This is a genomic window from Deinococcus terrestris (assembly GCF_009377345.1).
Lineage (GTDB): Bacteria > Deinococcota > Deinococci > Deinococcales > Deinococcaceae > Deinococcus > Deinococcus terrestris.
In genome coordinates, this window is the sequence record NZ_WBSL01000001.1 from 674,600 (window position 1) to 700,453 (window position 25,854).

The 25,854-nt window shown below is 71.1% G+C and carries 23 protein-coding genes; 13 read left to right on the forward strand and 10 right to left on the reverse strand.

Annotated features, from left to right (window positions below; all coding sequences use genetic code 11):
• Positions 1–3 precede the first annotated feature (3 nt).
• Positions 4–774 (reverse strand): methyltransferase domain-containing protein, encoded by a 771-nt coding sequence (locus F8S09_RS03340; protein WP_152868899.1) that lies wholly within the window; start codon positions 772–774, stop codon positions 4–6.
• Positions 775–1,000: 226 nt separating this feature from the next.
• Entirely contained in the window at positions 1,001–4,285 is a 3,285-nt protein-coding gene (gene ileS, locus F8S09_RS03345) for an isoleucine--tRNA ligase (RefSeq protein ID WP_152868901.1), read from the reverse strand.
• A gap of 464 nt (positions 4,286–4,749) precedes the next feature.
• On the opposite strand from ileS, the gene fsa reads away from it, so the two are divergent.
• From fsa to F8S09_RS03385, 8 genes are all read left to right on the forward strand, one after another.
• A complete protein-coding gene (gene fsa, locus F8S09_RS03350) occupies positions 4,750–5,475 on the forward strand; it encodes a fructose-6-phosphate aldolase (protein WP_152868903.1) in 726 nt (241 codons plus the stop codon).
• Positions 5,472–6,746, forward strand: a complete 1,275-nt coding sequence (rho, locus tag F8S09_RS03355) for a transcription termination factor Rho (protein ID WP_322618485.1) — start codon at positions 5,472–5,474, stop codon at positions 6,744–6,746. Before fsa ends, rho begins: the two co-directional genes overlap by 4 nt.
• Positions 6,747–6,800: 54 nt before the next feature.
• The gene (locus tag F8S09_RS03360) at positions 6,801–8,204 is read left to right on the forward strand and encodes a peptidoglycan DD-metalloendopeptidase family protein (protein ID WP_322618486.1); all 1,404 of its coding nucleotides are present in this window, start codon (positions 6,801–6,803) and stop codon (positions 8,202–8,204) included.
• Positions 8,201–8,587, forward strand: a complete 387-nt coding sequence (locus tag F8S09_RS03365; protein WP_322618487.1) for a response regulator — start codon at positions 8,201–8,203, stop codon at positions 8,585–8,587. Before F8S09_RS03360 ends, F8S09_RS03365 begins: the two co-directional genes overlap by 4 nt.
• Positions 8,588–8,648: 61 nt before the next feature.
• On the forward strand, positions 8,649–9,557 hold the full coding sequence (pdxS, locus tag F8S09_RS03370) for a pyridoxal 5'-phosphate synthase lyase subunit PdxS (RefSeq protein WP_152868905.1): 909 nt from the start codon (positions 8,649–8,651) through the stop codon (positions 9,555–9,557).
• Positions 9,551–10,168: a pyridoxal 5'-phosphate synthase glutaminase subunit PdxT gene (gene pdxT / locus F8S09_RS03375; RefSeq protein ID WP_152868907.1), complete on the forward strand. Its 618-nt coding sequence runs from the start codon at positions 9,551–9,553 to the stop codon at positions 10,166–10,168. The genes pdxS and pdxT overlap by 7 nt, the downstream gene beginning before the upstream one ends.
• Before the next feature lie 90 nt (positions 10,169–10,258).
• Complete coding sequence (locus F8S09_RS03380; RefSeq protein ID WP_322618488.1) at positions 10,259–11,026, forward strand: alpha/beta fold hydrolase; 768 nt, start codon at positions 10,259–10,261, stop codon at positions 11,024–11,026.
• Entirely contained in the window at positions 11,023–11,766 is a 744-nt protein-coding gene (locus tag F8S09_RS03385) for an alpha/beta fold hydrolase (protein WP_152868909.1), read from the forward strand. Before F8S09_RS03380 ends, F8S09_RS03385 begins: the two co-directional genes overlap by 4 nt.
• 75 nt (positions 11,767–11,841) lie before the next feature.
• Here the strand turns inward: F8S09_RS03385 and F8S09_RS03390 are convergent, their stop codons facing one another.
• The 5 genes from F8S09_RS03390 to F8S09_RS03410 are packed head-to-tail and all read right to left on the reverse strand — an operon-like array spanning position 11,842 to position 16,641.
• Positions 11,842–13,047 (reverse strand): Gfo/Idh/MocA family protein, encoded by a 1,206-nt coding sequence (locus tag F8S09_RS03390; RefSeq protein WP_152868911.1) that lies wholly within the window; start codon positions 13,045–13,047, stop codon positions 11,842–11,844.
• The gene (locus F8S09_RS03395) at positions 13,044–14,063 is read right to left on the reverse strand and encodes a dipeptide epimerase (protein WP_152868913.1); all 1,020 of its coding nucleotides are present in this window, start codon (positions 14,061–14,063) and stop codon (positions 13,044–13,046) included. Before F8S09_RS03395 ends, F8S09_RS03390 begins: the two co-directional genes overlap by 4 nt.
• Complete coding sequence (locus F8S09_RS03400; protein WP_322618490.1) at positions 14,060–14,944, reverse strand: C40 family peptidase; 885 nt, start codon at positions 14,942–14,944, stop codon at positions 14,060–14,062. The genes F8S09_RS03395 and F8S09_RS03400 overlap by 4 nt, the downstream gene beginning before the upstream one ends.
• Positions 14,945–14,947: 3 nt before the next feature.
• Complete coding sequence (locus F8S09_RS03405) at positions 14,948–15,946, reverse strand: dipeptidase (RefSeq protein WP_322618491.1); 999 nt, start codon at positions 15,944–15,946, stop codon at positions 14,948–14,950.
• Complete coding sequence (locus F8S09_RS03410) at positions 15,943–16,641, reverse strand: HAD family hydrolase (RefSeq protein ID WP_152868915.1); 699 nt, start codon at positions 16,639–16,641, stop codon at positions 15,943–15,945. The genes F8S09_RS03405 and F8S09_RS03410 overlap by 4 nt, the downstream gene beginning before the upstream one ends.
• A 151-nt stretch (positions 16,642–16,792) precedes the next feature.
• Between F8S09_RS03410 and F8S09_RS03415 the strand changes: the two genes are divergently transcribed.
• A complete protein-coding gene (locus tag F8S09_RS03415; protein WP_152868917.1) occupies positions 16,793–17,935 on the forward strand; it encodes an aminotransferase class V-fold PLP-dependent enzyme in 1,143 nt (380 codons plus the stop codon).
• A 120-nt stretch (positions 17,936–18,055) separates the two neighbouring features.
• Here the strand turns inward: F8S09_RS03415 and F8S09_RS03420 are convergent, their stop codons facing one another.
• Positions 18,056–18,760, reverse strand: coding sequence for a metallophosphoesterase family protein (locus tag F8S09_RS03420; protein ID WP_152868919.1), 705 nt, complete (start codon positions 18,758–18,760; stop codon positions 18,056–18,058).
• 85 nt (positions 18,761–18,845) lie between these two features.
• Between F8S09_RS03420 and lnt the strand changes: the two genes are divergently transcribed.
• Positions 18,846–20,318, forward strand: a complete 1,473-nt coding sequence (lnt, locus tag F8S09_RS03425; RefSeq protein WP_322618492.1) for an apolipoprotein N-acyltransferase — start codon at positions 18,846–18,848, stop codon at positions 20,316–20,318.
• On the opposite strand, the gene F8S09_RS03430 is transcribed toward lnt, so the two are convergent.
• Complete coding sequence (locus F8S09_RS03430) at positions 20,264–21,226, reverse strand: tyrosine-type recombinase/integrase (protein WP_152868921.1); 963 nt, start codon at positions 21,224–21,226, stop codon at positions 20,264–20,266. The genes lnt and F8S09_RS03430 overlap by 55 nt on opposite strands.
• A gap of 77 nt (positions 21,227–21,303) precedes the next feature.
• Positions 21,304–22,293, reverse strand: coding sequence for a diacylglycerol/lipid kinase family protein (locus F8S09_RS03435; RefSeq protein ID WP_152868923.1), 990 nt, complete (start codon positions 22,291–22,293; stop codon positions 21,304–21,306).
• Positions 22,294–22,331: 38 nt separating this feature from the next.
• On the opposite strand from F8S09_RS03435, the gene F8S09_RS03440 reads away from it, so the two are divergent.
• The 3 genes from F8S09_RS03440 (at position 22,332) to aspS (ending at position 25,847) form a co-directional block, all read left to right on the forward strand.
• Positions 22,332–22,700 carry an IPT/TIG domain-containing protein gene (locus F8S09_RS03440; protein WP_152868926.1) on the forward strand — a complete coding sequence of 123 codons (369 nt, stop codon included), beginning with the start codon at positions 22,332–22,334 and terminating at the stop codon, positions 22,698–22,700.
• Positions 22,701–22,797: 97 nt separating this feature from the next.
• Positions 22,798–24,111 (forward strand): histidine--tRNA ligase, encoded by a 1,314-nt coding sequence (gene hisS, locus F8S09_RS03445; protein ID WP_152868929.1) that lies wholly within the window; start codon positions 22,798–22,800, stop codon positions 24,109–24,111.
• The gene (gene aspS, locus F8S09_RS03450; RefSeq protein ID WP_152868931.1) at positions 24,108–25,847 is read left to right on the forward strand and encodes an aspartate--tRNA ligase; all 1,740 of its coding nucleotides are present in this window, start codon (positions 24,108–24,110) and stop codon (positions 25,845–25,847) included. The genes hisS and aspS overlap by 4 nt, the downstream gene beginning before the upstream one ends.
• The last annotated feature ends 7 nt before the right edge of the window (positions 25,848–25,854 follow it).

Sequence of the window (25,854 nt, forward strand, 5' to 3'; positions counted from 1 at the left end):
GCTTTAGCCCCGCCGTGCCATGAACAGCACCCGTGTGAAGGCGTAGTACACCCGATCGCCCGGCCAGCGTCCGCGCAACCGCTCCAAGTAGGCCGCCGTGAAGCGTGTCCCATCCTCCACGCTCAGCCGCGACAGGTACGGCACCAGCGCCGTGCCCCGTGTCCAGTCCAGCACGCCCTCCGCCCCCGGCAACACCACCGGGTAGACCCTGCTCAGCGCCGTGACCTCCGCTGCTCCCAGCTCGTCCAGCCGCTCAGCGTAGGCGGCGGGCGTCAGCACCGGAGAGGCGCCCTGCGCGGTGCCGAACCGGGTAAAACCGCCCAATTCTGCCGCGAACTCGTTCGCCGTCTCGGTCAGCAGGCGGTGGCTGTCGTGGTCGTGGTTGGCCGGCACCTGCACGGCCAGCACGCCGCCCGGCCGCAGCCGCGCCCACAGCCGGGCCAGCAGCGCCGGGTGGTCGGGCAGCCATTGCAGCGCCGCGTTGGAAAAGATCAGGTCGTAGTCGCCCGTGAGATCGGCAATGTCTCCCCGCTCAAAGCGCAGGTTTGGCAGGCCCGCCGCGTCCGCCCGCGCCAGCATCTCCGCGCTGCTGTCCAGCCCCAGGACCCGCGCGTCCGGGAAGCGCTCGGCCAGCATCCGCGTCGGCTCCCCCGTGCCGCACCCCAGGTCCACCACGTCGCGGTAGGGGAGATCGGGAAACAGGGCCAGGAGGTCGCGGACGGGAGCGCTGCGGGCCTCACGCCAGCGGTGGTACACCTCGGGATTCCAGGTCATGGAAACAGCCTAATCCGTGGCTGTGCCATGTGTACGTACCAAAGTGGTGACAAGCGAAGCTGCTTAATGCCTGGTCGGACCCGTGGTCCAGTTTCGTTCCCTGCCCCGCTCCTTTTCGCTCGTTGTTTTCGCCGCCGAGGGGGGAACCGAGCCTCTGAGGGCCAATCCCCACCCTGCCCAACAGCAAGAGGGGCGGACCCGCAGGCCCGCCCCTCCCGTTCATCCCTCACACCCGCGTCAGGTAGGCCGTGCCCCCTTCGACCTCGGCGGCGGAGCCCTCGCCCGGCCCGAAGGTCAGCGCCTCGGCCAGCACCTCCCCGGCGATAAAGTCACGCCACGCTTCGGCGGCCTCGCGGGCGTCGCCTGAAAGCTCCAGCGCGAGGCAGATGCGGTCCTGCACCTCGAAGCCCGCCGCCTTCCGCGCCTCCTGGATGCCGCGCACGAGGTCACGGGCCAGGCCCTCCAGCACGAGGTCGCGGGTCAGCGCCGTGTCGAAGGCAACCAAGAATCCGGCGTCCTCGGCGGCGGCGACGCCTTCCGGGGCCTTCGCGTCCACGAGGACCTGATCGGGCGTTAGCGTGAAGCTCTGCCCATCCGCCTCCACCGTGAAGCTCTCCCCGGCTTGCACCGCGCGGGCCACCGCCGCCGCGTCCGCCGCCGCCAGCGCCGCCCGCACAGAGGGCAGCGCCTTGCCGTACACCTTGCCGATCACGGGGAGGTTCGGGCGCAGGCTGTACTCCACGAGGTCGGTCACGCCCTCCAGGAAGGTCACCGCCTTGACGTTCAGCTCCTCCATGATCTGCCCCTGCGCCCGGCGCAGCGCGTCGGTCAGTTCCGGCGACCCCGCCCGCACCGTCGCGCTCGCCAGCGGCTGCCGGGTCTTGAGGGTGTGCGCCCCGCGCACGGCCCGGCCCAGCTCGACCACCTTGATCACAGCCGCCATCTCCGAGGTCAGGCGCTTGTCCAGCCGCTCCTCGCGCACCTGCGGCCAGCGGGTGAGGTGCACACTCTGCGCTCCCAGCCCCCGCGTGAGGTTGCCGTACATCGCCTCGGCCAGGAAGGGCGTGAAGGGTGCGGTGAGCTGCGAGACGGTCAGCAGCGCCTCGTGCAGCGTGGCATAGGCGGCCACGTCCACCTGTCCGCCTTCTCCCCAGAAGCGCGAGCGGTTGCGCCGCACATACCAGTTGCTGAGGTCGGCCACGAACCGCTCCAGCGCCCGGCCCCCGCCCCGCGCGTCGTAGGCGTCGAGGCTCGCCGTCACGTCCCGCACCGTCTCCTCCAGCCGTGCGAGCAGCCAGCGGTCCATCTCGGGACGCTCAGAAACGGCAGGCGCGTCCTCCAACCCCGGCTGGTCGAGGTTCGCGTACAGCACGAAGAAGGAGTAGACGTTCCAGAGCGTGTTCACGTAGGACCGCTGCGCCTCCGCGACCAGCCGCTCGGAGAAGCGCTTCTGGTCGCCGGGGTCCGACGCCATGAACATGTACCAGCGCACCGAGTCCGCCCCGTAGCGGTCGAACAGGGGCAGCGGCTCCACCACATTGCCCTTGCTCTTGCTCATCTTGGCGCCGTGCTCGTCCACGATGTGCCCCAGGCAGATCACATTCCGGTACGCGGGCTGGTCGTACAGCATCGTGGCGATGGCGTGCAGCGAGTAGAACCATCCGCGCGTCTGGTCGATCGCCTCGCAGATGAAGTCGGCGGGGAAGTGCCGCTCGAACTGCGCCTTGTTGGCCTCCGTGCCTGGCAGCGCCTCCTCGCCCGTCTCATCCGTCAGCAGCCCCCACTGCGCGTAGGGCATCGAGCCCGAGTCGAACCACACGTCGAGCACCTCCGGCACCCGGCGGTACGTCCGGCCCCCCAGCTCGAAGGTGATGTCGTCGATATATGGCCTATGCAGGTCCAGCTCCGAGAGGTCGCGCCCGGTCAGCTCCGACAGCTCCGCCACGCTGCCCACCACCCGCAGGTCGCCGTCCTCGCTCATCCAGAACGGGAGCGGCGTGCCCCAGTACCGCTCGCGGCTGATCGCCCAGTCCACGTTCCCTTCCAGCCAGTTGCCGAAGCGGCCGTGCTTGATGGTCGCCGGGACCCAGTTGATCACCTCGTTCGTCTCCAGCATCCGCTCCGACATCTGGTTCGTGCGGATGTACCAGCCCTTCTTGGCGAAGTAGAGGATCGGGTCGCCCGTGCGGTCGTGGAAGGGATAGCGGTGCCGGAGGGTGCCCGCGTGGAACATCAGGCCCCGCGCCTTCAGGTCCGCGACCAGTCCCTTGTCCGCGTCCTTGAAGAACTTGCCGCGCTCGCCGGTCACCTGCAAGATGCCGTGGTCGTCCACCCCGAACATCAGCGGCACGCCGTACTTGCGGGCGAGTTCCAGGTCCTCCGCGCCGTACGCCGGGGCCTCGTGCGCCACGCCCGACCCGTCCGCCGCCGAGACGAAGTCCGCCAGTGTGACGAAGTGCATCACCGGGCGACCGTCCGCGTTGCGCTCGTGCAATTCCTTCAGCACCCCCAGCTCGACCGCCACCTCGGGGAAGGGCGGCTTATACTCCACGCCCTCCAGGTCGCGGCCGGGAAAGGAGGCCAGCACCTCCAGCGGCGCCCCGTTCTTGTGCAGCCCGCTGAGACGCTCCACCGCGTCCGACGCCACGATGATCGGCCCGCCCTCACCCCGCGCGACCACGTAGGTGAGGTCCGCGTTCACCGCCGCGAGCGTGTTGCTCGGCAGCGTCCACGGGGTCGTCGTCCACACGACAAGCGCGAGGCCCTGCCGGTCCTCCCCACTCAGGGCACTCAGCGCCGCGTGCGCCCGCTCGGGGAGCGTGTCCCAGATCACCGGAAAGCGCACGTACACGGAGGGGTCGTCCACCATCCGGTAGGAGTCCACCTCGCCCAGCTCGGCCTTCGACAGCGTGGTGGAGATGCGCGGCGAGAGCGGCACCACCTTGTAGTCCTGCGCGATTAGCCCCTCGTGGTGCAGCCGCTTCAGCAGGTTCCACACGCTCTCCACGTAGCTGTTCTGGTATGTGATGTAGGGGTCCGAGAGGTCCACCCAGTAGCCCAGCCGCTCGGTGAAGGTGTTCCACTCCTGAATCGTCTCCCACACCGACGTGCGGCACAGCCGGTTGAACTCCTTCAGTTCGGCGCGGCTCGCCCCGTGGTTGCGGCCTTGAAGGCCCAGCTTCTTTTCCACGCTGATCTCGACCGGGAGGCCGTGGGTGTCCCAGCCGCCCTTGCGGGTGACGTGATAGCCCTGCATCACCTTGTAGCGGGGAAAGAGGTCCTTGAAGGAGCGGGCCAGGACGTGGTGCAGCGCGGGCCTGCCGTTCGCGGTGGGCGGCCCCTCGTAAAAGACGTACTCGGGTTGACCTTCTTGGCGCTCCTGCGTCTGCTCGAAGACGCGCTCCGATTGCCAGAAGTTCAGCACGCCCGCCTCCAGCTCGCGGAAGCGGGGCTGTGAGGGCACCGGCCCGAAGAGGGTGGCGGACGTAGGTTTGGGTTCGGTGGTCGTCATGGTGGCTCCTGGGGAGGGGGTCGGGTGGGAGGAAAAACGGCAGGGCGCGCCCCAGCGTGCTGCTGCTGGGACGCGCCGGGGACACTCTCGCGCGTGGTACCACCCAACTTCGCCGCCCGTGGGGAGCGACCTTCATTGACGCCCTCTGCCGGGGGGCGGTCCGGACGGGTCTACTGGGCCGCAGGGCGGCTGTTCTTCCGTCGGCGCGGGAGGGGATCTTCGGCGGGGGGGCACCTCGTCCGGCTCTCACCGTCCCGGACTCGCTCGTGAGGGCCTGCTTCCCCGCGTACTCGCCTCGCGTATCGCCTCTTGCATTGCTCACCCCCCGCAGGGAGTGACGCTCATGGTAGGCGGGCAGCATGGGCCGGGTCAATCGTGGCCGCCAGGGGGATACAATCGCCCCATGTCGCCTGCCCTGCGCGGGCGGGCCGCCGACTGACCCCTTTTTCCACCAGGAGCCGACCATGGAATTTTTCATCGATACCGCTGTCGTGGACGAGGTCCGCGAGATCAATGCCTGGGGCGTCCTCTCGGGCGTCACCACCAATCCCAGCCTCGTCGTCGCCTCCGGGCGCGACTTCAAGGAAGTCATTCAGGAGATCGCCGGACTCGTCGGCGGGGCCATCAGCGCCGAAGTCACGGCGCTCGACGCCGAGGGCATGATCAAGGAGGGGCGCGAGGTCGCGCAGTGGAGCGAGCACGTCGTCGTCAAGCTGCCCCTCACGCCTGCCGGGCTCCAGGCCTGCAAGACGCTGACGGGCGAGGGCATCAAGACCAACGTGACCCTCTGCTTCTCGGTCCCGCAGGCCCTGCTCGCCGCCCGCGCCGGGGCGACCTACATCAGCCCCTTCGCGGGCCGGGTCGATGACATCGGCTGGGACGGCACCGAGCTGATCCGCCAGATCAAGGAAGCCTACGTGCTGGGCGACATCCGGACCAAGGTGCTCGCGGCGTCGATCCGTCACCCGCAGCATGTCGTGCAGTCCGCGCTGGCCGGGGCGGACGTGGCGACCATTCCCTACAAGGTCTTCACGTCCATGATCAAGCACCCGCTGACCCAGGCGGGCCTCGACGCCTTCCTCGCCGACTGGGCGAAGCGGGCGGGGGCCAGTGCTGAGACGCCCGCGAGCGAGGCGGGCACCAACCCGCAAACGGGCGGCGTCAACGCCCAGGGAGGCCAGACGAAGTGACCCAGCCCCTCAGCGCCCCGCTGCCCTACCACGAGCTTCAGGACAAGATCCTCCCCGAGCTGCACCTGATCGCCGCTGGGCTGGGCATCGAGAACTACCGCAAGCTCAAAAAAGACACCCTGGCCCTCGCCATCTTGGAAAAGCAGGCCGAAGCCGAAGGCCAGGTCCTCGCCCGCGGCTTCCTGGAGATCAGCGCCGACGGCTACGGCTTCTTGCAGGCCAATCTGCTCGACCCCGCCTCCCGCAGCGTGCTCGTCACGGCGGGCCTGATCAAGCAGTTCCACCTGCGCACCGGCGACGAGGTGATCGGCCGCGCCCGCAAACCGCGCGAGAACGAACGCTACGGCACCCTGGTGCAGGTCGAAGCCGTCAACGGCCTTGACCCCGAGTCCGCCCGCCGCCGTCCCCGCTTCGACGACCTCACGCCGACCTTCCCCGACCACCAGCTTGTTCTCGAAGACCCGCTGATGGACGACAGCCTCTCCCTGCGAGTGGTGGACCTCCTGGTGCCCATCGGCCGGGGGCAGCGGGCATTGATCGTCGCCCCTCCCAAGGCGGGCAAGACGACCCTGCTGAAGAAGATCGCCAACTCCATCGTCAAGAACTACCCCGACGTGACGGTGATGGTGCTCCTCGTCGACGAGCGCCCCGAGGAGGTCACCGACTTCCGCGAGAGCGTGCAGGGCGCCCAGGTCATCGCCTCCACCTTCGACGAGCCGCCGCAGCACCATGTCCGGGTCGCCGAGTTCGTCCACGAACGCGCCCGCCGCATCGTGGAGGAGGGCGGGCACGTCGTCATTCTGCTCGACTCCATCACCCGCCTCGCCCGCGCGAACAACCTCGTCACGCCGCCCACCGGGCGCACGCTCTCGGGCGGTCTGGATTCCAACGCCCTGCACTGGCCCAAGCGCTTCCTGGGGGCGGCCCGCAACATCCGTGAGGGCGGGTCGCTCACCATCCTGGCGACCGCGCTCGTGGAAACCGGCTCGCGCATGGACGACGTAATCTTCGAGGAGTTCAAGGGGACCGGCAACGCCGAACTCGTGCTCTCGCGCCGCCTCGAAGAGCGCCGCATCTTCCCGGCCCTCGACATCCTGAAGTCCGGCACCCGCCGCGAGGAGCTGCTCCTGCAGCCTGAGGTCCTGAAAAAGATGTGGCTGCTGCGCAAGGTCATCTCCGACATGGACCCCGCCGACGCGATGGAGATGCTGCTCTCGCGCATGGGCAAGACCCGCAACAACGTCGAGTTCCTCGCCAGCCTCGCGGGCTGAGCCCCGCCCCCCCCGGCCCCGCTTCCCCGTGGGGCCGCGTTTCCTGGAGTCCGCGTGCGTGAGTCCCCCTCCTGGCCCCCCCTGGGGCACCGCTCCTTCCTGACCCGCTCCCTGCTGCTCGCCGCCTTCCTGCTGGCGCCCTCGGCGACTGCCCAACCCGGCCTGCCCGCCCTGAGCGGCCCCGCCGAGCGGCTCGGCGCCGCGCTGCCCCGCGTGCACCTCGTGCGCGAGGACCCCGCCCGGCTCGTCGTCGTGACCCGCGAGGCTCCGGCGCAACTCGCCCGCCGCTACGGGGTGCCGCCTTCGGCGGTGACGCCGCTGCCCGGCGGGCAGGCCGAGTTGCCCCTGCCTCCGGTCGCCCCGCCCGTCCGCGAACCCTTCCGCCCGGCGTCGGTCGTGCCCCACCGGGTGCAGCCCGGCGAGACGCTGGACACCGTGGCCGCCCGGCACGGCCTGCGCGTGGTCGAGCTCCTGGGCGCCAACCTCGACCGCCCCAGCCTCGACGACTTGCGGGCAGGGGAGACCCTCTGGATTCCCACCGCCGAGCGCGGCCTGCTCGTGCGCGTCAAGCCGGGCCAGACTGCCCTGTCCCTGATCGCGGGCTACGGGGCCGACCTCGCGGGGACGGCGCAGGCAAACGGGGTGCTGCCCACCACCCTGGAGCCGGGGGACTTCCTGCTGCTGCCCGGCGTGACGCCCGACACCCTGCACGAGCGTCTCCTCGACCGCCGCGAGGCCGAGGAGGCCGCCCGCGAAAAGGCCGAGGCCCGGCAGCGCGAGCGCGAACGCCTGGAGGAAAAGTACGCCCGCCAGGCCCGTTACGAGGCCTACCTCGCCGCCCAGCAGGCCCGCGAACGCGCCCGATTGCAGGAGAAGTACGACCGCTACGCCGCCTACCTCGCCTGGAAGACCAGCCCCGAGCGCCAGCAACTCAACGACCGCTACGAGCGCCAGGCCCAGTACGAGGCCGCCCTCGCCGCCCAGGCGGAGGCCCGCCGCGAGCGCGAGCGCCGTCAAGCCGAAGCCCAGGCGGCGGCCCGCTCGGCCCCGACCGTCCGCCCGGCGGTCGCTGGCCCCGTCGCCGGGCTGCGCTGGCCCGTCCACGGAGCCCGAGTCACCAGCCGCTTCGGCGAAGAGGACATCGACTACCACAAGCAGGTCTTCCACGGCGGGGTGGACCTCGCCGCCCCCGCCGGGACCCCGGTGTACGCGGCGGCGGGCGGCACTGTCGTGGAAAGCGGCTACGGCGCCTACGGCCTGAATGTGCTGACCGGTGGGGGCGGCACCACCCTGGTCTACGGCCACCTCAGCCGCGCGGCGGTGCAGGCCGGGCAGACGGTGGCCTCCGGCGACTTGCTGGGCTTTGTGGGCTGCACCGGCATCTGCACCGGCCCCCACCTGCACTTCGAGGTCCGCCCCGGCGGGCAGGCGGTCGACCCGCTTCCGCTGCTCCCGTGACGGTCCCCTCCGGGCTGCCGCTGCGGCTGCTCGTCGTCGACGACGAGGTGCAGATTCTCGAATTGCTGGCCCTGACCCTGGAACTTCAGGGCTTCACCGTCACCCCCGCCCGCAGCGGCCCCGAGGCCCTCGCTGCCCTGGAGGACCGCCCCCTGCCCGACCTGATCGTGATGGACGTGCTGATGGCCCCCTGGGACGGCTTCGAGACGGTGCGGCGCCTCCACGCCTGCTTCGGCGAGCGCCTCCCCCCGGTCGTCTTCCTCTCCGGCCTCAACCGTCCGCCCACCCTGCCCGCCGGGGTGACCTGCGAGTATCTCGTCAAGCCCTTCCGCCCCTCCGAACTCGTGGCCTGCCTGCGCCGCCTCGCCCGGCCTGAAAGCTGACCCCAGACTCTGCCTTCAACTGGCCCTGCCGATGGGGCCAGTTCTAGTTTAGCCTGCCCGCATGACCCAGACCCCCCACCACCAGACTCCCCAGACCGGAACCCCCGCCCTCAAGGAAGGCTTCGCCGAGATGTTCAAGGGCGGCGTGATCATGGATGTGGTGACCGCCGAGCAGGCCCGCATCGCGGAGGCGGCCGGGGCGACTGCCGTGATGGCACTCGAGCGCGTCCCCGCCGACATTCGCAAGGACGGCGGCGTCGCCCGCATGAGCGATCCGCGCATGATCAAGGAGATCATGGCCGCCGTGACCATCCCGGTGATGGCGAAGGTCCGCATCGGCCACATCGTGGAGGCGCGGATTCTGGAGGCCATCGGGGTGGACTTCATTGACGAGTCGGAGGTCCTGACCCCCGCCGACGACCAGTTTCACATCCTCAAGACCGACTTCCGGGTGCCCTTCGTCTGCGGGGCCAAGAACCTCGGCGAGGCCCTGCGCCGGGTGGGCGAGGGCGCCAGCATGATCCGCACCAAGGGCGAGGCCGGGACCGGCAACGTCGTCGAGGCCGTCCGCCACGCCCGCACCGTGCTGGGGGAAATCCGCGCCCTCCAGGCCCGCCCCGCCGAGGAGCTGATGACCCTGGCCCGTGACCTCCAGGCGCCCTACCACCTCGTCCAGTATGTCCACGCGCACGGCAAGCTGCCCGTTGTGAACTTCGCCGCCGGGGGCGTCGCCACTCCCGCCGACGCCGCGCTGATGATGCACCTCGGCCTCGACGGCGTGTTTGTCGGCAGCGGCATCTTCAAGAGCAGTGACCCCGAGCGCCGCGCCCGCGCCATCGTCAAGGCCGTCACCCACTGGCAGAACCCGGATGTGCTCGCCGAGGTCAGCGAGGACCTGGGTGCCCCCATGACCGGGATCAACATCGACAGCCTGATTCCCGAAGAGCGCCTCGCGGGACGCGGATGGTAACAGGGGCCGCCCCGCGCGTCGGGGTCCTCGCCCTGCAAGGCGCCTTCCGCGAGCACCGCCACAGACTGGAGTCGCTGGGAGCGCGGGTCACCGAAGTCCGCCTCCCCACCGACCTCGCCGGGCTCGGGGGCCTGATCCTCCCCGGTGGCGAGAGCACCACCATGGCCCGGCTGATGGACGAGTACGACTTGTGGGACCCCATGCGTGACTTCCACGCTTCCGGCGGGGCGCTGTGGGGCACCTGCGCCGGGGCGATCCTGCTCGCCCGCGAGGTGGAAGGCGCGCCCCCGCAGTTCGGCGGGCGGCAGCGCAGCCTGGGCCTCCTGGACCTCACCGTGCGCCGCAACGCCTTCGGGCGGCAGGTGGACTCCTTTCAGACCTCCCTGGACGTGCGCGGGCTGGGCGCCCCCTTTCCCGCCGTCTTTATCCGCGCCCCCGCCTTCACCGGGGTGGGGGAGGGGACCGCGGTGCTCGCCACCCACGCCGGGGCCGCCGTGCTTGCCCGCCAGGGCCGCGTCCTCGCTTCCGCCTTCCACCCCGAGCTGACCGGAGACGCTCGGCTGCACCGGCTCTTTCTGGGGCTGGTGCAGGAGGCCGTGCCCGCGCTTTAACCGGCTGGACCTGAAGCTCCCCGCCCCCGAACAGGGGGTTTTGTTGCACTCTGGCCCCCTCTCCTCGCAATTTGCCCTATCTTCCGGGACGTGCCCGCCCGACCTTCCCGTTCCCGTCCCCACGAGTTCCGTTCGGGCGGCGCGGCCCTGCGCTACGCGGTGACCGGGGAGGGCGACCCCATCTTGCTGGTGCATGGCCTGAGCGGGTCGGGCCGCTGGTGGCGCCGCAACGTCCCGGCGCTCGCGGCCTCTCACCGGGTCTACGTGCTGGACCTCGCGGCCTACGGCTACGGCCTGCCGCCCCACCACCGCTCGCCCGGCGTGCGGGGAGCGGCGGCCCTCATCGCGGCCCTGATCGATCACCTCGGCCTGACCCGCGTGACCCTGATCGGGCACTCGATGGGGGGGCACATCTCTATCCATGTGGCGGCGCTGCGGCCCCAGCAGGTAGATCACCTCGTGCTGGCGTGCGCGAGCGGCCTGCTCGCTGGCCCCCGCGCACGCCTGGCCCTGAACCTGCCCCGCGCCGCCGTGACCGGGCGGGTGGCCTTCGTGCCCCGCGTGATCGCGGACGCGGCCCGCACTGGTCCCCTGAAACTCTGGCAAAGCGCCGGGGACCTGCTGCGCGACAGTGTGCAGGACCTGCTGCCGAACCTCACCGCCCGCACCCTGGTGGTCTGGGGGGCGCGGGACGCCCTGGTGCCCCCCGCCATCGGCCGCCGCCTCGCCGCCGCGATTCCCGGCGCCCGCTACGCCGAAGTACCCCGCGCCGGGCACGTCGTGATGGTGGACGCGCCGGAGGCCTTTAACGCCCTGGTGCTGGACTTTCTGGCCGAGCGCGGCGAGGTCCGCGCTTGAGTGGCCGCCCCCTGTACCTGACGGTGCGCGGCCTGAGAACCCACGCCTGGGTGCGCGGCGAGGGGCCGCCCCTGGTGCTGGTGCCGGGGCTGGGCTGCGCCTCGTGGATGTACGTGCGCGTCTCGCGCGAACTCGCCCGGGGCCGCACCGTCTATGTCTATGACCCCCCCGGCCACGGCCACAGCGCCGGGCGCCCCGGCTTTCCGCGCGTGATCGAGGACCTCACCGACCACCTCGCCGCGTGGCTGGACCGGGCAGGCCTGAGTGGGGCGCCGGTCTTCGGCCATTCCCTCGGCGGGGAAGTGATTTTTGACCTCGCCGCCCGCTACCCCCACGCAACCTCCGCGCTGATCGCCTGCGCCCCCACCGGCATCCCCGAAAATCCCAGCGTGCGCGTGCAGCTCCGGCGTCTCTTGCGCGACCTCCCGCGCGAGCGCCCCGGCCTCTTTTGCCCCGGCGCCGTGGCCTACCTCCGTTCCGGACCCACCCTGATGTACCGCCTCGCGCAGGACCAGAGCGAGCACGACACGGGCCCGCTGCTCCCCTACGTCAGCGTCCCCACCCTGCTGCTCAACGGCACCCGCGACCCCGTGATCCAGTCCTGGACCGTGCAGGCGATCTGCCGTGCCATTCCCCATGCGGTCGTGCGCGACGTGCAGGGCGGCACCCACGCCCTGACCGACACCTTTCCCCGCACCGTTTCCCGCCTGACCTTGGATTTTTTAACTGCCCCCTCATAGAAACAAAAATTTCACGACCGGATTTATCGTGAAACCTTTCACTTATTTATTAAGAGAAGTGCAGAGATTCCCCCCCTATACCCCTTCCACCGTCCCCCTCTCCCTCGCCCGCTCTGCCGCAAACGCCATTCGGTGGGAATCCAGCGACTCGGAGAGGGGAGTGGGCACACCCGCTTCACCGCGCAGGAAAGCCAGCCACCCCGCGACCAGCCCCACATCCCCGCCGCCGTGGGTGCCGGAGGTGTCCACGACCTGAGACGTGACCGCGCCTGTGCGGAAGTCGTGCCACTCCAGCTCTCCGCGCTCCATCTGACCGCGCAACTCACCGTGCGTGCCCAGCAGCCGGAGCGTCCGGGTGTTGTTGTGCGTGAAGGCGCTGACGGTCAGGGTGGCGACCACCCCAGCCGCAAACGTCACGGTGACACTCTGGTGGTCAGGCTGGTTGTTCGCGCCGCTGTAGACGCAGCGGCCGTACGGCCCCTGCTCCAGCGCGTCGGCGAGGGAAACGCCGCCCGCCGTCAGCACGGTGACCGGCCACGTGTGCGGATCGCGGGGCGGGTAGATGACCCGCGCGTCGTACGGGCAATCCATGACCGGACACCGCACGCAGCGGTCGGCGGCGCCGGGCGGTGCCTCCTCCGGCCGGAAGTGGTGCAGGCCGCCCTCGCTGCTCACCCGCACGGGGGGCGAGCCTGCCCACGCCCGCAGCAGGTCAAGGTCGTGGCTGCTCTTGGCGAGGAGAAAAGGCGCCGCCGGGGGAGACTGCGCCCAGTTGCCCCGCACGTAGGAGTGGGCATAGTGCCACCACGCCACGTTCTCCGCGTGCGTGATGCCGACCAGCCGCCCCAGCCGTCCCGCCGCCAGCCCCGCCGCCACCGCCTGAAAGAAGGGTGTGGCCCGCAGCACATGACAGACGGTCACGCGGCCCTGCGAGGCCGCCTCCGCCGCGAGGAGGCGGTCCAGGTCGGCCTCGTCCAGGCAGATCGGCTTTTCCAGCAGCACGTCGTAGCCCAGCGCGAGCGCCCGCAGGCACGGCTCCACATGGGCGTCGTCCGGGGTGGCGATCACCACCGCGTCGGCCACCCGGCCGGGGACGAAGAAGGCCTCCGGGTCAGGGAAACAGACCTCCGGCCCCAGCCCATGCCGCGCCGCCACCTCCGCGAGCCGGGCGGGGCGGGGGTCCACCAGATGGGTCACCCGTGCCCCCTGCGCGGCGAGGTGCCGGGCATACACGTCCGCGCCCCGATTCCCGCAGCCCAGCACCGCGACGGTAACGGTCATTTCAGTTCTACTCCCCAGCCCACGCCCTCCGGCCGCGAAAGCCGACCGGCCTCCCACTTCAGGCCCGTGAAGGGGTCGTCTCCCAGCAGCAGCGCCCCGTCCAGATCAGCCCAGTCGCACAACCCGGCGAGGTGTGCGGCGGCCGCAATCCCCAGAGAACTCTCGATCATGCAGCCCATCATCACGCTCAGGCCGTGGGCGCGGGCCAGGCGCAGGGCGCCCAGTGCCTGGAGCGGCCCACCCAGCTTGGCGAGCTTGAGGTTCACCCCGTCAAAGGCGTTCGCCAGCGCCCGCACGTCCGAGACGTGGTGCAGGCTCTCGTCCGCGACCACCGGAATGCGGGCGAAGCGGCGCAGCTCCGCGTGCCCTTCCAGGTCGCCCGCCGCGAGGGGCTGCTCCACGAACTCCACCCCGGCGGCCTCCAGCACGCCGAGCAGCCGCCGCGCCCGGTGCCGGGTCCACGCGGCGTTCGCGTCCACCCGCAGGGCCACGTGCGGGGCCTCCTCACGCAAGGCCTCCACGATTTGCTCGTCCTGCCCCGTCCCCAGCTTGACCTTCAGCACCCCGTGCCCACGGGCCACCGCCTCCCGCGCCTCTCCCCGCATCACGCCGAGCTCGCCCAGGCTGACCGTATAGCTGCTCTCCGGCAGCGGTGAGGGCGAGAGGCCCAGCAGCCGCCACACCGGAACCCCAGCGGAGCGGGCGCACCACTCCACGGCCGCCATCTCCAGGGCGCACTTCACGCTGGGGTGGTGAAAGGGCATCACGGCCCCCAGCCGCTCCCGCAGCCCCTCCCAGTCCCAGGGGTCGGTCAGCGCGGGCGCGAGCAGTGGCAGCACCGCCTCCACCGTGCCGCGCGTCTCGCCGTAGAAGGCGTTCGGCGCGGCCTCGCCCCGGCCCTCCACCCCGCCTTGCGCGAAAGTGACGAAGGTGCGCGGGTAGCTCGCATGCGTCCAGCGGGCGATGCCGAAGGGCCGGGCCGTGTGCAGTTCGCGCGTTTCCCAAGTCACGCTCATCGCGTCCACCGCCCGAAGCCGGTCAGGGACTCGGCCAGCCGCGCCCCGTAGTCGCCCTCGCCCAGCGTCTCCACGGTCACCCGCATGTGGGTCGCGTTGGCGTGGACCATCCGCCGCCCGTCCAGCATCAGCCCGACGTGGCCGGGGAAAAAGGCGAGGTCGCCGCGCCGCGCACCCTCCACCGGGGTCAGAAAGGCCTGCTGCATATCGGCGTCACGCGGCAGGGTACGGCCCGCCCACCCGTAGGCCAGCCCGGTCAGCCCCGAGCAGTCCAGCCCCCACGCGCTGCGCCCGCCCCACACGTAGGGCGTGCCCAGCAGCCGCAGGGCGAGGTCGGCCACGTCATCCGCCGGAATGGGAGAGAGGACCCCCTCGCCCACCCAGGCCCCGGTTCCGTCCGGGAGCGTCACGGGCACCCAGCGCCGCCCCGACTCCACCACGACCTCGCCCGCTCCCCGCGTCAGCCGCGCTCCCAGGCAGAGCTCGGCCATCAGGGGCTGGCTGACCTTCGGCCCCGCGTAGGCGTGGGCTCGCAGGGCACCCACGGTCAGGGTCTCGCCGGAGGGCGCGTCACCCAACAGAACTCCCGCTATCCGCGCCCAGCCCAGGTAGCCGTCGCCCAGGGTCCGCACCCGTGCCCAGCCGCCCTCCTCCCGCAGCACCTCCAGCGCCTCGCCCGGCAGAGCTTCGGTCACCTGCGGGGCGAGAGCGTCGGGGCGTGCCCGCAGGCTCAGGCGGGCGTTCCCGGCGCGGGCAGGCCGGGCGGTCACCCAGGTCCAGTCACGTTCGGGCAGCAGGCCGCGCAGCGTGTCCTCGGCCCACCCCCCCTCCGGGTCGTAGGCGTGGGTGCGGGGGTCGGGGAGGGGGTCGGAAACCGTCACCCCTCAAAGGTAGCGCGTGAGCCACCGCGCCCAGTTTCCGCCCGCGACCGCCGCCCGGTGCTCCGGGGGCAGGACCTCCAGCACGCGGGGCACGTCCCGGTACCGGTCAATGCCCGCCGGGGTCTTCTCCCTCCCGAACCCGCCGTCAAGGTCGGTGCCCAGCGCGATGTGGTCCCAGCCCACCAGCCCCGCGTAGTGGCGGGCGTGGTCGGCCACCGCCTCCAGCCCGGCGCGAGGCTGCCCCAGCCCCCACCCCGCCCGCAGGAAGGTCGAGAGCAGCACCAGCCCGATCACCCCGTCCCGGTCTGCGATCGCCCGCGCCATCTCGTCGGTAAGGTGGCGGTTGCCCGGCACCAGGGCGCGGCTGTTCGCATGGGTCGCCACCACCCGCCCACCGAACTCCAGCGCCTCCCAGAAGGCCGCGTCGTCAAGGTGCGAGGCGTCCAGCGTCATCCCGAGGTCGCGCATCGCCGCCACCAACTCGCGCCCCGCGTCGGTCAGGCCCCCCGGCGCGTCCGTGCCCCCGGCATACCGGGTGCGCCCCCACGCCGGGCCGATCACCCGCACGCCCGCCTGTGCCCAGAAGCCCAGGTCGTCCGCGTCCCGCACCGGGTCCGCCCCCTCCATCAGCAGCACGACGCCCAGGGGAGCGGCCGGGTCCGCGAGGTGGGCCGCCACCTCCGCGCCCGTCCGCAGGAGCCGCAGGTGTCCCGCCTCCTCCCAGCGGCGGTACCCGTCCAGTTGCGCGAGGGCCTGCCGCCGTGCCCCCGCGTGGTCGGTGTAGCCACGCGGACTCCCCGCCGTGCGCGGCAGGGCGAACAGCGTCCCGAAGCACACCCGCGTGCCCGCCGCCCGCAGCTCGCCGAAGGTCACGGTCGCCGTCTCGCCCTCGACCGGGTCGGCCGCCCGCAGTGCATCCAGCTCCAGCGTGAGGTCACGTCCCAGCGCGGCGCCAAAGGCGAGGTCGAGGTGCCCGTCGATCAGGAAGGGAACCCCGCTCACCCCTCCACCGAGTCCCCCACCAGCGCCAGCACGTCCGAGAGGCGGTGCAGCGCTCCGGGCACCTGCCCGTTAAGGTCGATCAGGACCGCCTGGAGCCCCAGCGCCCGCGCCGCCTCCACGTTCTCCAGGCGGTCGTCCACGAACAGCACGGCCCCCGCAGGCAAGCCCAGCGCGTCCAGCGCGAACTCAAACGCTCCCGGTTCCGGCTTGTGCACCCCCACCGTGCAGGTGGCGACGGCCACGTCCACCAGGTCCGAGAGCCCCAGCGCCTCCAGCGTGCGCCCGATGCTGGGCAGCGTGTTGCTCAGCACCCCGACCTTCAGCCCCCGCGCCCGCAGCGTCTCCAGCACGGCTCGGGCGTCCTCCACCGGCTTCATGAAGCGCTCGTAGGGGTAGGCGGCCATCAGCGCCTGCGCCTCCCCGTCGGTCAGGCCCAGCACCCCACCGAGGTCCTGTCGGTAGGTGTCCCAGAAGGCGGCCTCGTCCTCGTCCGAGCGCAGGTGCCACCAAGCCTCCGACTGCGCGGCCCACTGCTCGGCCATCCGCCGCCCCGTCTCGCGGGGGTCCAGACCAAAGTGCTCGGCCGCCCACAGAGCCGCCTCGCGGTAGACGCCAGGGTCGGTGCGGGCCAGCGTGTCGTCACGGTCAAACAGAACGGCCCGCAGCGGGGAGGGGCCGGAAGGAGAGGCGGTCATGCCGGGCAGTGTACGGACCCGCCGCCCTGCACGTCCCGAATCGTCTGGCCTTCCCGGTGGGAGCGCAACAGCCTTGCGCCGCCTGCCCGCCAGGACCCCCTCCGCGCAACTTCATTGTTCATCCCCTGGGCCAGATGCTACAGTCCGCCGCATGACCGTCCGCCCCCACCTCCTGCTCACCCCCGGCCCCACGCCCCTGCACCCCGCCGCGCGGGAGGCGCTGGGGGGCGAGTCCCTGGGGCATATGGACCCGGAGGTCTTCGCGCTCAACGGGGAGATTCAGGCGGACCTGCGGACCCTCTACGGCGCTCCGGACGGCACCTTCACGGCCCTGCTCGCGGGCACGGGCAGCCTGGGGATGGAGGCGGGCTTCGCCAATCTGGCCGAGCCGGGCGACGAGGTGCTGATTGGCGTGAACGGCTCGTTCGGGGCACGGATGGCCGAGATGGCCGCCCGCCACGGCGCCCACGTCCGCACGGTGACGGCCGCGCCGGGCGAGCCGCTCAGCCCGGCGGCCTTCGCGGACGCCCTCGCGGGGGGAGACGTGCGCCTCGTCGCCGTCGTGCACGGCGAGACGAGCACCGGGGTCCTCAACCCGCTTCCCGAGATTGCCGAAGCCGTGCGCGGCAGCGGGGCGCTGCTGAGCGTGGACGCCGTGACCACCGCCGGGATGCAGCCCTTCGACATGGCCGGACTGGGCGCCGACTACGTCTACACCGGCTCGCAGAAGTGCCTCTCGGCCCCGCCCGGCGTGGCCCCGATTGCGGTGAGTGGGCGGGCGCTGGCGCGGCACGCGGCCCGCCGCACGCCCACGGCCCTGTGGTACGCCGATTTCGCAGGCCTGCGCGACTACTGGGAGGGCCACAGCTACCATCACACCGTGCCCGTCGGCCTCCATTTTGCCCTGCACGCGGCGCTGCGGGCCGCCCTGGACGAGGGCCTGCCGCAGCGCCAGGTCCGCGCCGCCGAGGTGGGGCGCGGGGTGCTCGCCGCGCTGGAGCCGCTGGGATTTTCCCCCTTCGTGCCGGACCCCGCCCAACGCCTGCCCACCGTCCTTGCGCTGCGGCTGCCGCCGGGCCTGGACGACGCCGCCACCCGCGCGGCCCTGCGTGCCCGCAGTGTCAGCGTGGCGGGCGGCATGGGCCCCACCGCCGGACAGATCTGGCGCCTCGGGCTGATGGGGGAGGGAGCGCGGCCTGCCCTCTACCACCGTTTCCTGACCGAGCTGGAAGCCGTGCTGGGCGTCCGGGGCGCGGCGAGCCGCTTTGAGCAAGTGCTGGGCACCCACGCCTAACCTCCAGGTGTCCTGATACGGAGCCCGGCCCAGCGGTGACCACAAGTGTTCAACCCGAGCCGGGCGAGCCAGACCACCGCAGGCACCGGAAAAGGAGTTGCCCTCTGGACGGCAACCGTCTTATCCCATCCGGCCGGTGCGAATCACGTCCGCGATGACCGGCGGCAGCTTCCAGGCCAGCACGTCGAAGGCGGAGGAGGCGTAGTCGTAGGGCACCTTGTGCAGTGTCACGCGCGGCTTGCGGCCCACGCAGTCCACGATGGCGACGTCGGCTCCCGGTTCCGAGTTCAGGCTCAGACCCACCGAGCCGGGATCCACGAAGGTCGTGTCGCCCACGACCCGCACGAAGGGGACGTGCGTGCCGCCCACCACGACCACCCGCGCCCCCAGCGTCTCCGCGAGGTCCTCGAGGTCGCGCTCGGGAGCCATCAGGTCCAGCCGCTCCTCGGGGTCGTGCGGGCTGCCGTGGAAGTAGCGCACCCGGCCCACCGGGGTCATCATCCGGCCCCCCGGCGGTAGGCGGCGCAGAAAGTCCAGCTGCTCGGGCGAGAGCACCCCCCGCGTCCAGGTCAGCACCTGCTCGGCCACCCCGTGCCGCTCCGAGCGCCCGCCGAGGTCCAGCGCCACCCGCAGGTCGCTGGACCCCAGCCCGGCCGTCCAGCCCTCCCGCCGCACGCGGTCGATCACCGGCCCCGGACTCGCCCCGTAGCCCACCAGGTCGCCCACCACCACGACCCCGTGGACCGCCGAGTCTGCCAGAAAACGCTCAGCGGCGGTCAGCGCGTGGATATTGCCGTGCAGGTCACTGAGAAAAGCCAGTCGCAAAGTGCCCGCATGCTAGGGCATCTGCCCCGCCGCCGCGCCAGGGTGCCCCCGGTCGGGTGGGCGGGCGAGTCCGTATCATGGCGCGGTGCTCACCCGGCTCCCGCCCCCGCTGACCGCCGCCCTGCTCGGGGCGCTTCTCGCCGCTTTCGGTCTGCCGCTGGAGTGGAGCTTTCTCGCCTACGTTCCCCTCGCCGTCCTGCTGATGTACGCGGCCCAGGCCCCCACCTCGCGGGCGCTGGCCGGGCGGGTCTTCTGGGCGGGGGCGGCCTACAGCGCGGTGCACCTGTGGTGGCTCACGGCCTTTCTGGGCAAGCTCTTTCAGTTTGCCCCGGCGGGGGTGCTCGCCCTGGCACTCTTCGCGCTGGAGGGGGCCTTCCTCGCGGCGATGGCTTGGCTCGCCGCCCGGCTGGTGCGCTCGCCTGAGGCGCGGGTGTGGGCGCTCGCGGGCGGCTGGGTCGTGCTGGAATGGCTGCGCTTCCTGGGACCGCTCGCCTTTCCGTGGCCCACGCTGGGGTATACGCTGCTGCCCACGCCTGCCATCCAGATCGCGGACCTCGGCGGGGTGCTGCTGGGCAGCGTGGTCGTGGCCGCGACCGCCGCCGCGCTGGTCAGTTTCTGGTGGGGGAGACGGGCGCCCCTGGTGCTGATGTCGGGGGTCTGGATCGCCGCCCTCGCCTACGGGGTCACCCGCGTGCCGGGGCAGGGACCGGCGCAGCCCATGCTGGTGCTGCGGACCGACGTCGATCTGTTCGACCGCTCGGTGCCCGGAGACGCGCTGTATCAGGCCTCCGCCCGCCTCACCGCTCAGACCCGCCGCCCCGGTGAGGTCGTCGCCTGGAGCGAGAGCGCCGTGCGCGACCCCAGCCTGCTGCCCACCGTGCCCGCGAACGGTCTGTACGGGGTGAGTTCCTACGGGGTGCCCCGGCGCAACACGGTGGTCGCCTGGAATGGTTCGGAGGTCACCGCCCAGACCGACAAGGCCCGCCCGGTCCCCTTCGGCGAGTATTTCCCGCTCTATGACACTTGGCCGGGCCTCTACCGGGTCATCGAGGCGGGCACCGGCTTCGTCCTCGGTCCCAACCTGCCCCCCGCCGAACGGGTCACGCCCCTGCCGCTGAACGGGGTGTTCTACGGCGCCTATGTCTGCTACGACTCAGTCTTTCCCTGGGTCAGCCGCCAGCTCGCCCGGCAGGGAGCCGAGGTGCTCGTCAATGTCAGCAACGACGGCTGGTACGACGGTTGGGGCGTGCAGCAGCACTTCATGATGGGCCGGGTCCGCGCCATCGAGACGCGGCGCTGGGTGGTTCGCAGTGTGAACCGGGGCATCGCGGGGTCGGTGGACGACCTCGGCCGCCCCCGGCAGACGCTCTCGCGGGGAGAAGGCGTGGTGCATGTCCAGCCCCGCCGTCTGGAAGGACAGACCCTCTACACCCGCCTCGGCGACCTGCCCGCCCTGTTGCTGGCCGCGCTGATGGTGGGGTACGGCCTCTGGCTGGAACGCTCTTACCGGAACCCCTCTACCACGTCGTCGAGATCGTCTTCCGGCAGCTCAACATAACGCCGGGTGGTGTCCACCTGCTCGTGCCCCAGAAAGCCCGCCACCCGCGTGAAATCCCGCGTGGCCGCGTACAGTTGCGTTCCTGCGTATTTCCGCCCAGCATGAAAGCCCCGGAACTCGTGTTCCCGGCCACATTTCAGGGCGAGCTTCTGGAGGCGGCTGTAGGCGGTGGAGTAGGCCCGCCAGGGGAGGACGGGGCCACTCGGCATGGCCGGGCGCACGGCCTCTAATGCCTCCCGCAACCGGGCACTCAGCGGAACCCGCCGGGCCTTGTCGCCCTTGCCGTGGGCCACGAGAAGGCGGCGGCGATCCAGGTCCACATGTGCCCAGTCCACCCCCAGAGCCTCCGCGATCCGCAGGCCCGCATGGGTGAGCAGCAGCAGCAAGACACGCTCGTGCGGGTCGGCCTCGGCCAGCAGCGCCTGCACGAAATCGGAGCGGTAGGGCGGATTCTTCACGATGCCCTTGGTGCGGTCCTTGGGACGCTTCACGTCCGCGAAGGGGTCGGCGTCCGTCGCCCCAGCCCAGCGCAGCGCCCGGTACAGGGCGGAGGCCGCTGCCACCCGCGCCTGCACCGTCGCGGGCTTGAGGCCCGACTGCACCAGCCCCGCCACGTACAGCCCCGGTTCGCGCCGACCGGGGTGCAGCAGATTCCAGCCGTGCTCGGTCGCGTGCGTGATCAGCACCTCCACGCCCTTGCGGTAGGCCCGCAGCGTGTGCGGGCTGAGGCGGACGCCGCCGCTGGTGTCGGTCGTGAGGTAAGCGAGCGTGAGCGCCCACAGGTCCTCAAAGGCTTTGTCCCGCGCCGCCGTCACCGCCCGGACCCGCAGCGCCTCGTCGGTCAGGCCACTGAAGTTACGGGCCTGCGAGAGACGGTCGCCGACGTAGGGAAGCAGGTCACCGGACATGGTGGCCGATGATAACATGCCTTATCAACGAAGCCTTCGAAGGGCAACCCCCGTTGGTGGCGGGGGCGCTTGCGGGCTCAGGTGTCCAGTTCCGTCTTTCGAATCGGCGTCAGAAACTGAATCGCGCCCGGCAGAATCCGTGCCGTGAAGGGCGTCGTCTCCACGTGCAACTCACCGTCGTATTGCAGCGGGAACGGCTCGTCGGCGTCCACGGTCACCGACTTGGCCTCCAGGGTTTCGAGGTTGCCGGAGAAGACCGGGTCGGAGAGGTTCATCTTCACGAGGACCGAGTCGATCAGATTGGGCACCAGGCGCAGGATATTTCCGGCCTTCATCAGCACGACCGTGAACTTGCCGTCCGAGGGGCTGATGTCGCTGGTGATGGGCAGGCGGTAGTTCGCCATGCCGAAGTTGGCGACCATCACGCCGATGCCCTCGAAGGTGCGTGGCTCGCCGTCAATGACGAGGTGAAAGGTGGTCTTTTTGGGGTTGAGCTGTTTCATGGCGCTCATGACGTAGGCCATCGCCCCGAACCGCTCCTTGAGATCCTCGGAGTCGCGGATCATGGTAGCGTCGGCCCCCGCCCCGGCGAGCATGGCAAAGCCGCTGGTCTCGTCGCCCACCTGAATCTCCCCGAGGTCCACCCGCACGGTGTGCCCGTCGGCGACGATGGCGGCGAGCTGCACGGGATCGCGCGGCAGGTCGAGGTTCTGGGCGATCAGGTTGGCGGTCCCGGCCGGGTAGGCCAGCATGGGCACGTCCTTGTAGCGGGCGGCGTAGGCGAGGCTGCTCACCGTGCCGTCGCCCCCCGCCCCGACCAGCAGGTCGAAGTCCGCGAGGTCCTCGACGTACTCGGCCATCTTGGTGTCGGGCTGCAGCTCGCGCTCGGTGACCACCGCGCCCCCGGCCCGCAGCCCGGTCAGGAACTCGGGCAGGGTGCTCTCGCCCTGGCCGCTGCGGGGATTGAAGACCACGAGGACGCGCTGGTCGGCCAGACGGGTCAGGCCGGTCACGGGGTCGGGGCCGGAGTCGGGGGTGGGGGCTGGGGGGGGCGTTTGACCGGTCATCCGGGGCTTATTACACTGCCCGCACGGAGGCTTTCTCTATGGTGCGTGTCTTCTTTGCTTCTTTACTGTTCGCCGGAGCCCTGGCCTCGTGCGCCCCACGCGAGCAGGCTGTGGTCGGCGTCACCGTGACCCCGGTCCTCGTCAAGCTCTCGGAACCCGCCGCGCGGGGCGGCACCTTGACCATCCAGGGCCGCTACCTCGGTGGGCCGCAAACCGGTCGCGTGCGCCTCGGCGCCTCTGAGACCGGCGAGGGGGGCTACCTCTTCCCTGCCGCCAGCGTCCGCTCGTGGACCGACAGCGAGATCGTGCTCACCATCCCCAGCGACGCGCCGACGGGCGGCTCGTGGCTCTTTGTGGAGGTGGCCGGGAAGCGCTCGACCGGACTGCCCTACAGCGTGCGTCCGTAAGCCAGTCCCGTTCTGCTCAGCAGCCCCAGCCTCAGGCGGGGCTTTTTCCTGTGCTGACCGCCGGGAACCAGCTTCCGGCTGCTATCCTCCCAGGGTTATGGCCGTGCAGCGCCCCAAGGGCACCCAGGACCACCTCCCGGACGGCAGTCCGAAACTCTCGCGGGACAGTCAGGCGTCGGCCTTCGCCCACGTACAGGACACCGCCCGGCGCGTGCTGGAGCGCTCGGGCGCCCAGTTCATCGCCACGCCCCTCTTCGAGGAAGCCGAACTCGTCAAGCGCGGCGTGGGCGGCTCGACCGACATCGTCCGCAAGGAGATGTTCACGGTGTATTACTTCGGGGACCACGGCGGCTACGTGCTGCGGCCGGAGGGCACGGCGGGCATCGTGCGGGCGTACCTGCAAAACGGCCTCAAGCAGCTTCCTTCGCCGCTCAAGCTCTGGACCCACGGCCCGATGTTCCGCGCCGAGAACGTGCAGAAGGGCCGGTTGCGTCAGTTTCACCAGGTGGATTACGAGGTGCTGGGGAGCACGGACGCCCTCGTGGACGCCGAGGCGATCTGGTTGATGTGGGAGGTCGTGCGCGAGCTGGGGCTGACCGGCGTGCGGGTCAAGCTGGGGTCCATCGGCGATCCGGCCGACCGCGAGGCGTACAACGCCTACCTGCGCGACCTGTTCGGGACACACGTCGACCGCCTCTCCGACGACTCACGGGACCGACTGGAGCGCAACCCGATGCGGATTCTGGATTCCAAGAGCGCGGGGGATCAGGCGCTGATTCAGGAGCTGGGCGTGCGGCCGATGCTGGACTTCCTGGGCGAGGAGGCGCGGGCGCACTTCGGGGTGGTGCAGGGGTACCTCACGGCCTGGGACATTCCCTTTGACCTCGACCCCTCCATCGTGCGCGGGCTGGACTACTACCGCCGCACCGCCTGGGAACTGCATCACGAGGGTGTGGGCGCCAAGTCCGCGCTGGGCGGGGGCGGGCGCTACGACGGCCTCGCGGCGCAGCTCGGCGGGCCGGAGGTGCCGGGCATCGGCTGGGCCTTCGGCATCGAGCGGCTGCTGCTTGCGCTGGAGGCGGAGGGGGTGGCTCTCCCGCAGATGCCGGGGCCGCTGCTGTACCTCGCGGCGATGGATGAGGAGAACGTGGGCCTCGCGGCGCGGCTCGCGCTGGAAGGCCGTTCCAGGGGCCGGGTGGAGTTCGCCTACCGCGCGATGAAGCCGGGCAACGCCTTCCGTGAGGCCGACCGCCGCCGCGCCCTCTCCGCCGCCGTCATCGGCAGCGACGAGGCGGCGCGGGGCGTGCTGAACATCAAGACGCTGGGCACGGGCGAGGCGCGAGAAGTGCCGTTGTCCGAGCTGACCACCTTTTTGGACGACCTTTCGCGGCAGGCAGGAGAGCAAGCATGAAACGTACGGGCTATATCGGCGAATTGAACGGAACACATCTGGGCCAGCAGGTCACCCTGCAAGGTTGGGCGGGCCGCCGCCGCGACCTCGGCGGGCTGATTTTCATCGAGCTGCGCGACCGCTCCGGGGTGGTGCAGGTGGAGGTCGAGCCGGACTCGCCCGCCTTCGCGGACGCGGACACCGTGCGCTCGGAGGACGTGCTGGAGGTGCAGGGCCTCTTCCGCGAGCGCCCCGAGGGGCAGCGCAAGGGCGGGCTGGCCGACTATGAGGTCGTGGCGTCTGGGGTGACGGTGCTCAGCCGCGCCAAGACGCCCCCCTTCGAACTCGACAAGGGCGGCGAGGTCGCCGAGGACATCCGGCTGAAGTACCGCTACCTCGACCTGCGGCGGCCCGAGATGACCCGCAACCTGCTGCTGCGCTCAAAGGCGGTGGCGGCGGTGACGGCCTTCCTCGACCGCGCGGGCTTCGTGAACGTGGAAACGCCGATGCTGACGAAGTCCACGCCGGAGGGCGCCCGCGACTTCCTGGTGCCCTCGCGCCTCAATCCCGGCGAGTTCTACGCGCTGCCGCAGTCGCCGCAACTGTTCAAGCAACTGCTGATGATCGCGGGGGTGGACCGCTACTACCAGCTCGCCCGCTGCTTCCGCGACGAGGACCTCCGCGCCGACCGCCAGCCCGACTTCACCCAGCTCGACATGGAGATGAGCTTCGTGACGCAGGACGACGTGCTGGAGGTGCAGGAACAGCTTCTGGCCCACGTCTTCCGCGAGGTGCTGGGCGAGGAGCTGCCTCTCCCCTTCCCCCGGCTCTCGTACCACGAGGCGATGGACCGTTACGGCTCGGACAAGCCGGACCTGCGCTTTGACCACGCGTTTGTGGACGTGACCGACCTGTTCGCGGGCGGGGGCTTCCAGGCCTTCGCGTCGGCGGGGGCGGTGAAGGTGCTTGCCGCCCCCGAGCTGACCCGCAAGCAGATTGACGAGCTGGAGCGGGCCGCCAAGCAAAATGGAGCGAAGGGGCTGGCCTGGCTGCGGCGCGAGGGCGAGGGCTTTACCGGGGGCATCTCCAAGTTCGTCACCCCGGAGGTCGCGGCCGCGCTGCTGGAGCGCACGGGCGTGGCGGCGGGGGGCACCCTGCTGTTCGCGGCGGGCGAGTGGAAGGCGGCGGTCACCGCGCTGGGGGCGGTGCGCCTCGCGCTGCGGGACCTTTTCGACCTCGCGGCGGGCGGGCCGAAGTTCCACGTCTCCTGGGTGGTGGACTTCCCGCAGCTCGAGTGGGACGACCAGACCGGGCGCTGGACCTATATGCACCACCCCTTCACGGCCCCGCACCCGGAGGACGTGGCCCTCTTCGGCACCGAGCGCCAGGGCGAGATTCGCGCCCAGGCCTATGACCTCGTGCTCAACGGCTACGAGGTGGGCGGCGGGTCCATCCGTATCCACGACCCGGCGGTGCAGGCGCAGATGTTCGCGGCCATCGGCTTTTCCGAGGAACAGGCCCGCGAGCAGTTCGGCTTCTTCATGGACGCGCTCGGCTACGGCACGCCCCCGCACGGCGGTATCGCCTGGGGTTTTGACCGCCTCGTGATGGTGATGGCCGGGGCTTCCAGCATCCGCGAGGTCATCGCCTTCCCCAAGAACAACCGGGGCGCGGACCTGATGGCGCAGGCCCCGGCCCCGGTCTCCCCTGCCCAGCTCGCGGAGGTGGGGGTGCAGGTGGTGGCTGGGGAGGAATGAGGATGAG

What these genes read in the sequence shown, in the direction of transcription:
- F8S09_RS03340 (WP_152868899.1), bottom strand. Translation starts at nt 774, where the DNA reads ATGACCTGGAATCCCGAGGTGTACCACCGCTGGCGTGAGGCCCGCAGC.
- ileS (WP_152868901.1), bottom strand. Translation starts at nt 4,285, where the DNA reads ATGACGACCACCGAACCCAAACCTACGTCCGCCACCCTCTTCGGGCCG.
- fsa (WP_152868903.1), top strand. Translation starts at nt 4,750, where the DNA reads ATGGAATTTTTCATCGATACCGCTGTCGTGGACGAGGTCCGCGAGATC.
- pdxS (WP_152868905.1), top strand. Translation starts at nt 8,649, where the DNA reads ATGACCCAGACCCCCCACCACCAGACTCCCCAGACCGGAACCCCCGCC.
- pdxT (WP_152868907.1), top strand. Translation starts at nt 9,551, where the DNA reads ATGGTAACAGGGGCCGCCCCGCGCGTCGGGGTCCTCGCCCTGCAAGGC.
- F8S09_RS03390 (WP_152868911.1), bottom strand. Translation starts at nt 13,047, where the DNA reads ATGACCGTTACCGTCGCGGTGCTGGGCTGCGGGAATCGGGGCGCGGAC.
- F8S09_RS03395 (WP_152868913.1), bottom strand. Translation starts at nt 14,063, where the DNA reads ATGAGCGTGACTTGGGAAACGCGCGAACTGCACACGGCCCGGCCCTTC.
- F8S09_RS03410 (WP_152868915.1), bottom strand. Translation starts at nt 16,641, where the DNA reads ATGACCGCCTCTCCTTCCGGCCCCTCCCCGCTGCGGGCCGTTCTGTTT.
- F8S09_RS03415 (WP_152868917.1), top strand. Translation starts at nt 16,793, where the DNA reads ATGACCGTCCGCCCCCACCTCCTGCTCACCCCCGGCCCCACGCCCCTG.
- F8S09_RS03430 (WP_152868921.1), bottom strand. Translation starts at nt 21,226, where the DNA reads ATGTCCGGTGACCTGCTTCCCTACGTCGGCGACCGTCTCTCGCAGGCC.
- F8S09_RS03435 (WP_152868923.1), bottom strand. Translation starts at nt 22,293, where the DNA reads ATGACCGGTCAAACGCCCCCCCCAGCCCCCACCCCCGACTCCGGCCCC.
- F8S09_RS03440 (WP_152868926.1), top strand. Translation starts at nt 22,332, where the DNA reads ATGGTGCGTGTCTTCTTTGCTTCTTTACTGTTCGCCGGAGCCCTGGCC.
- hisS (WP_152868929.1), top strand. Translation starts at nt 22,798, where the DNA reads ATGGCCGTGCAGCGCCCCAAGGGCACCCAGGACCACCTCCCGGACGGC.
- aspS (WP_152868931.1), top strand. Translation starts at nt 24,108, where the DNA reads ATGAAACGTACGGGCTATATCGGCGAATTGAACGGAACACATCTGGGC.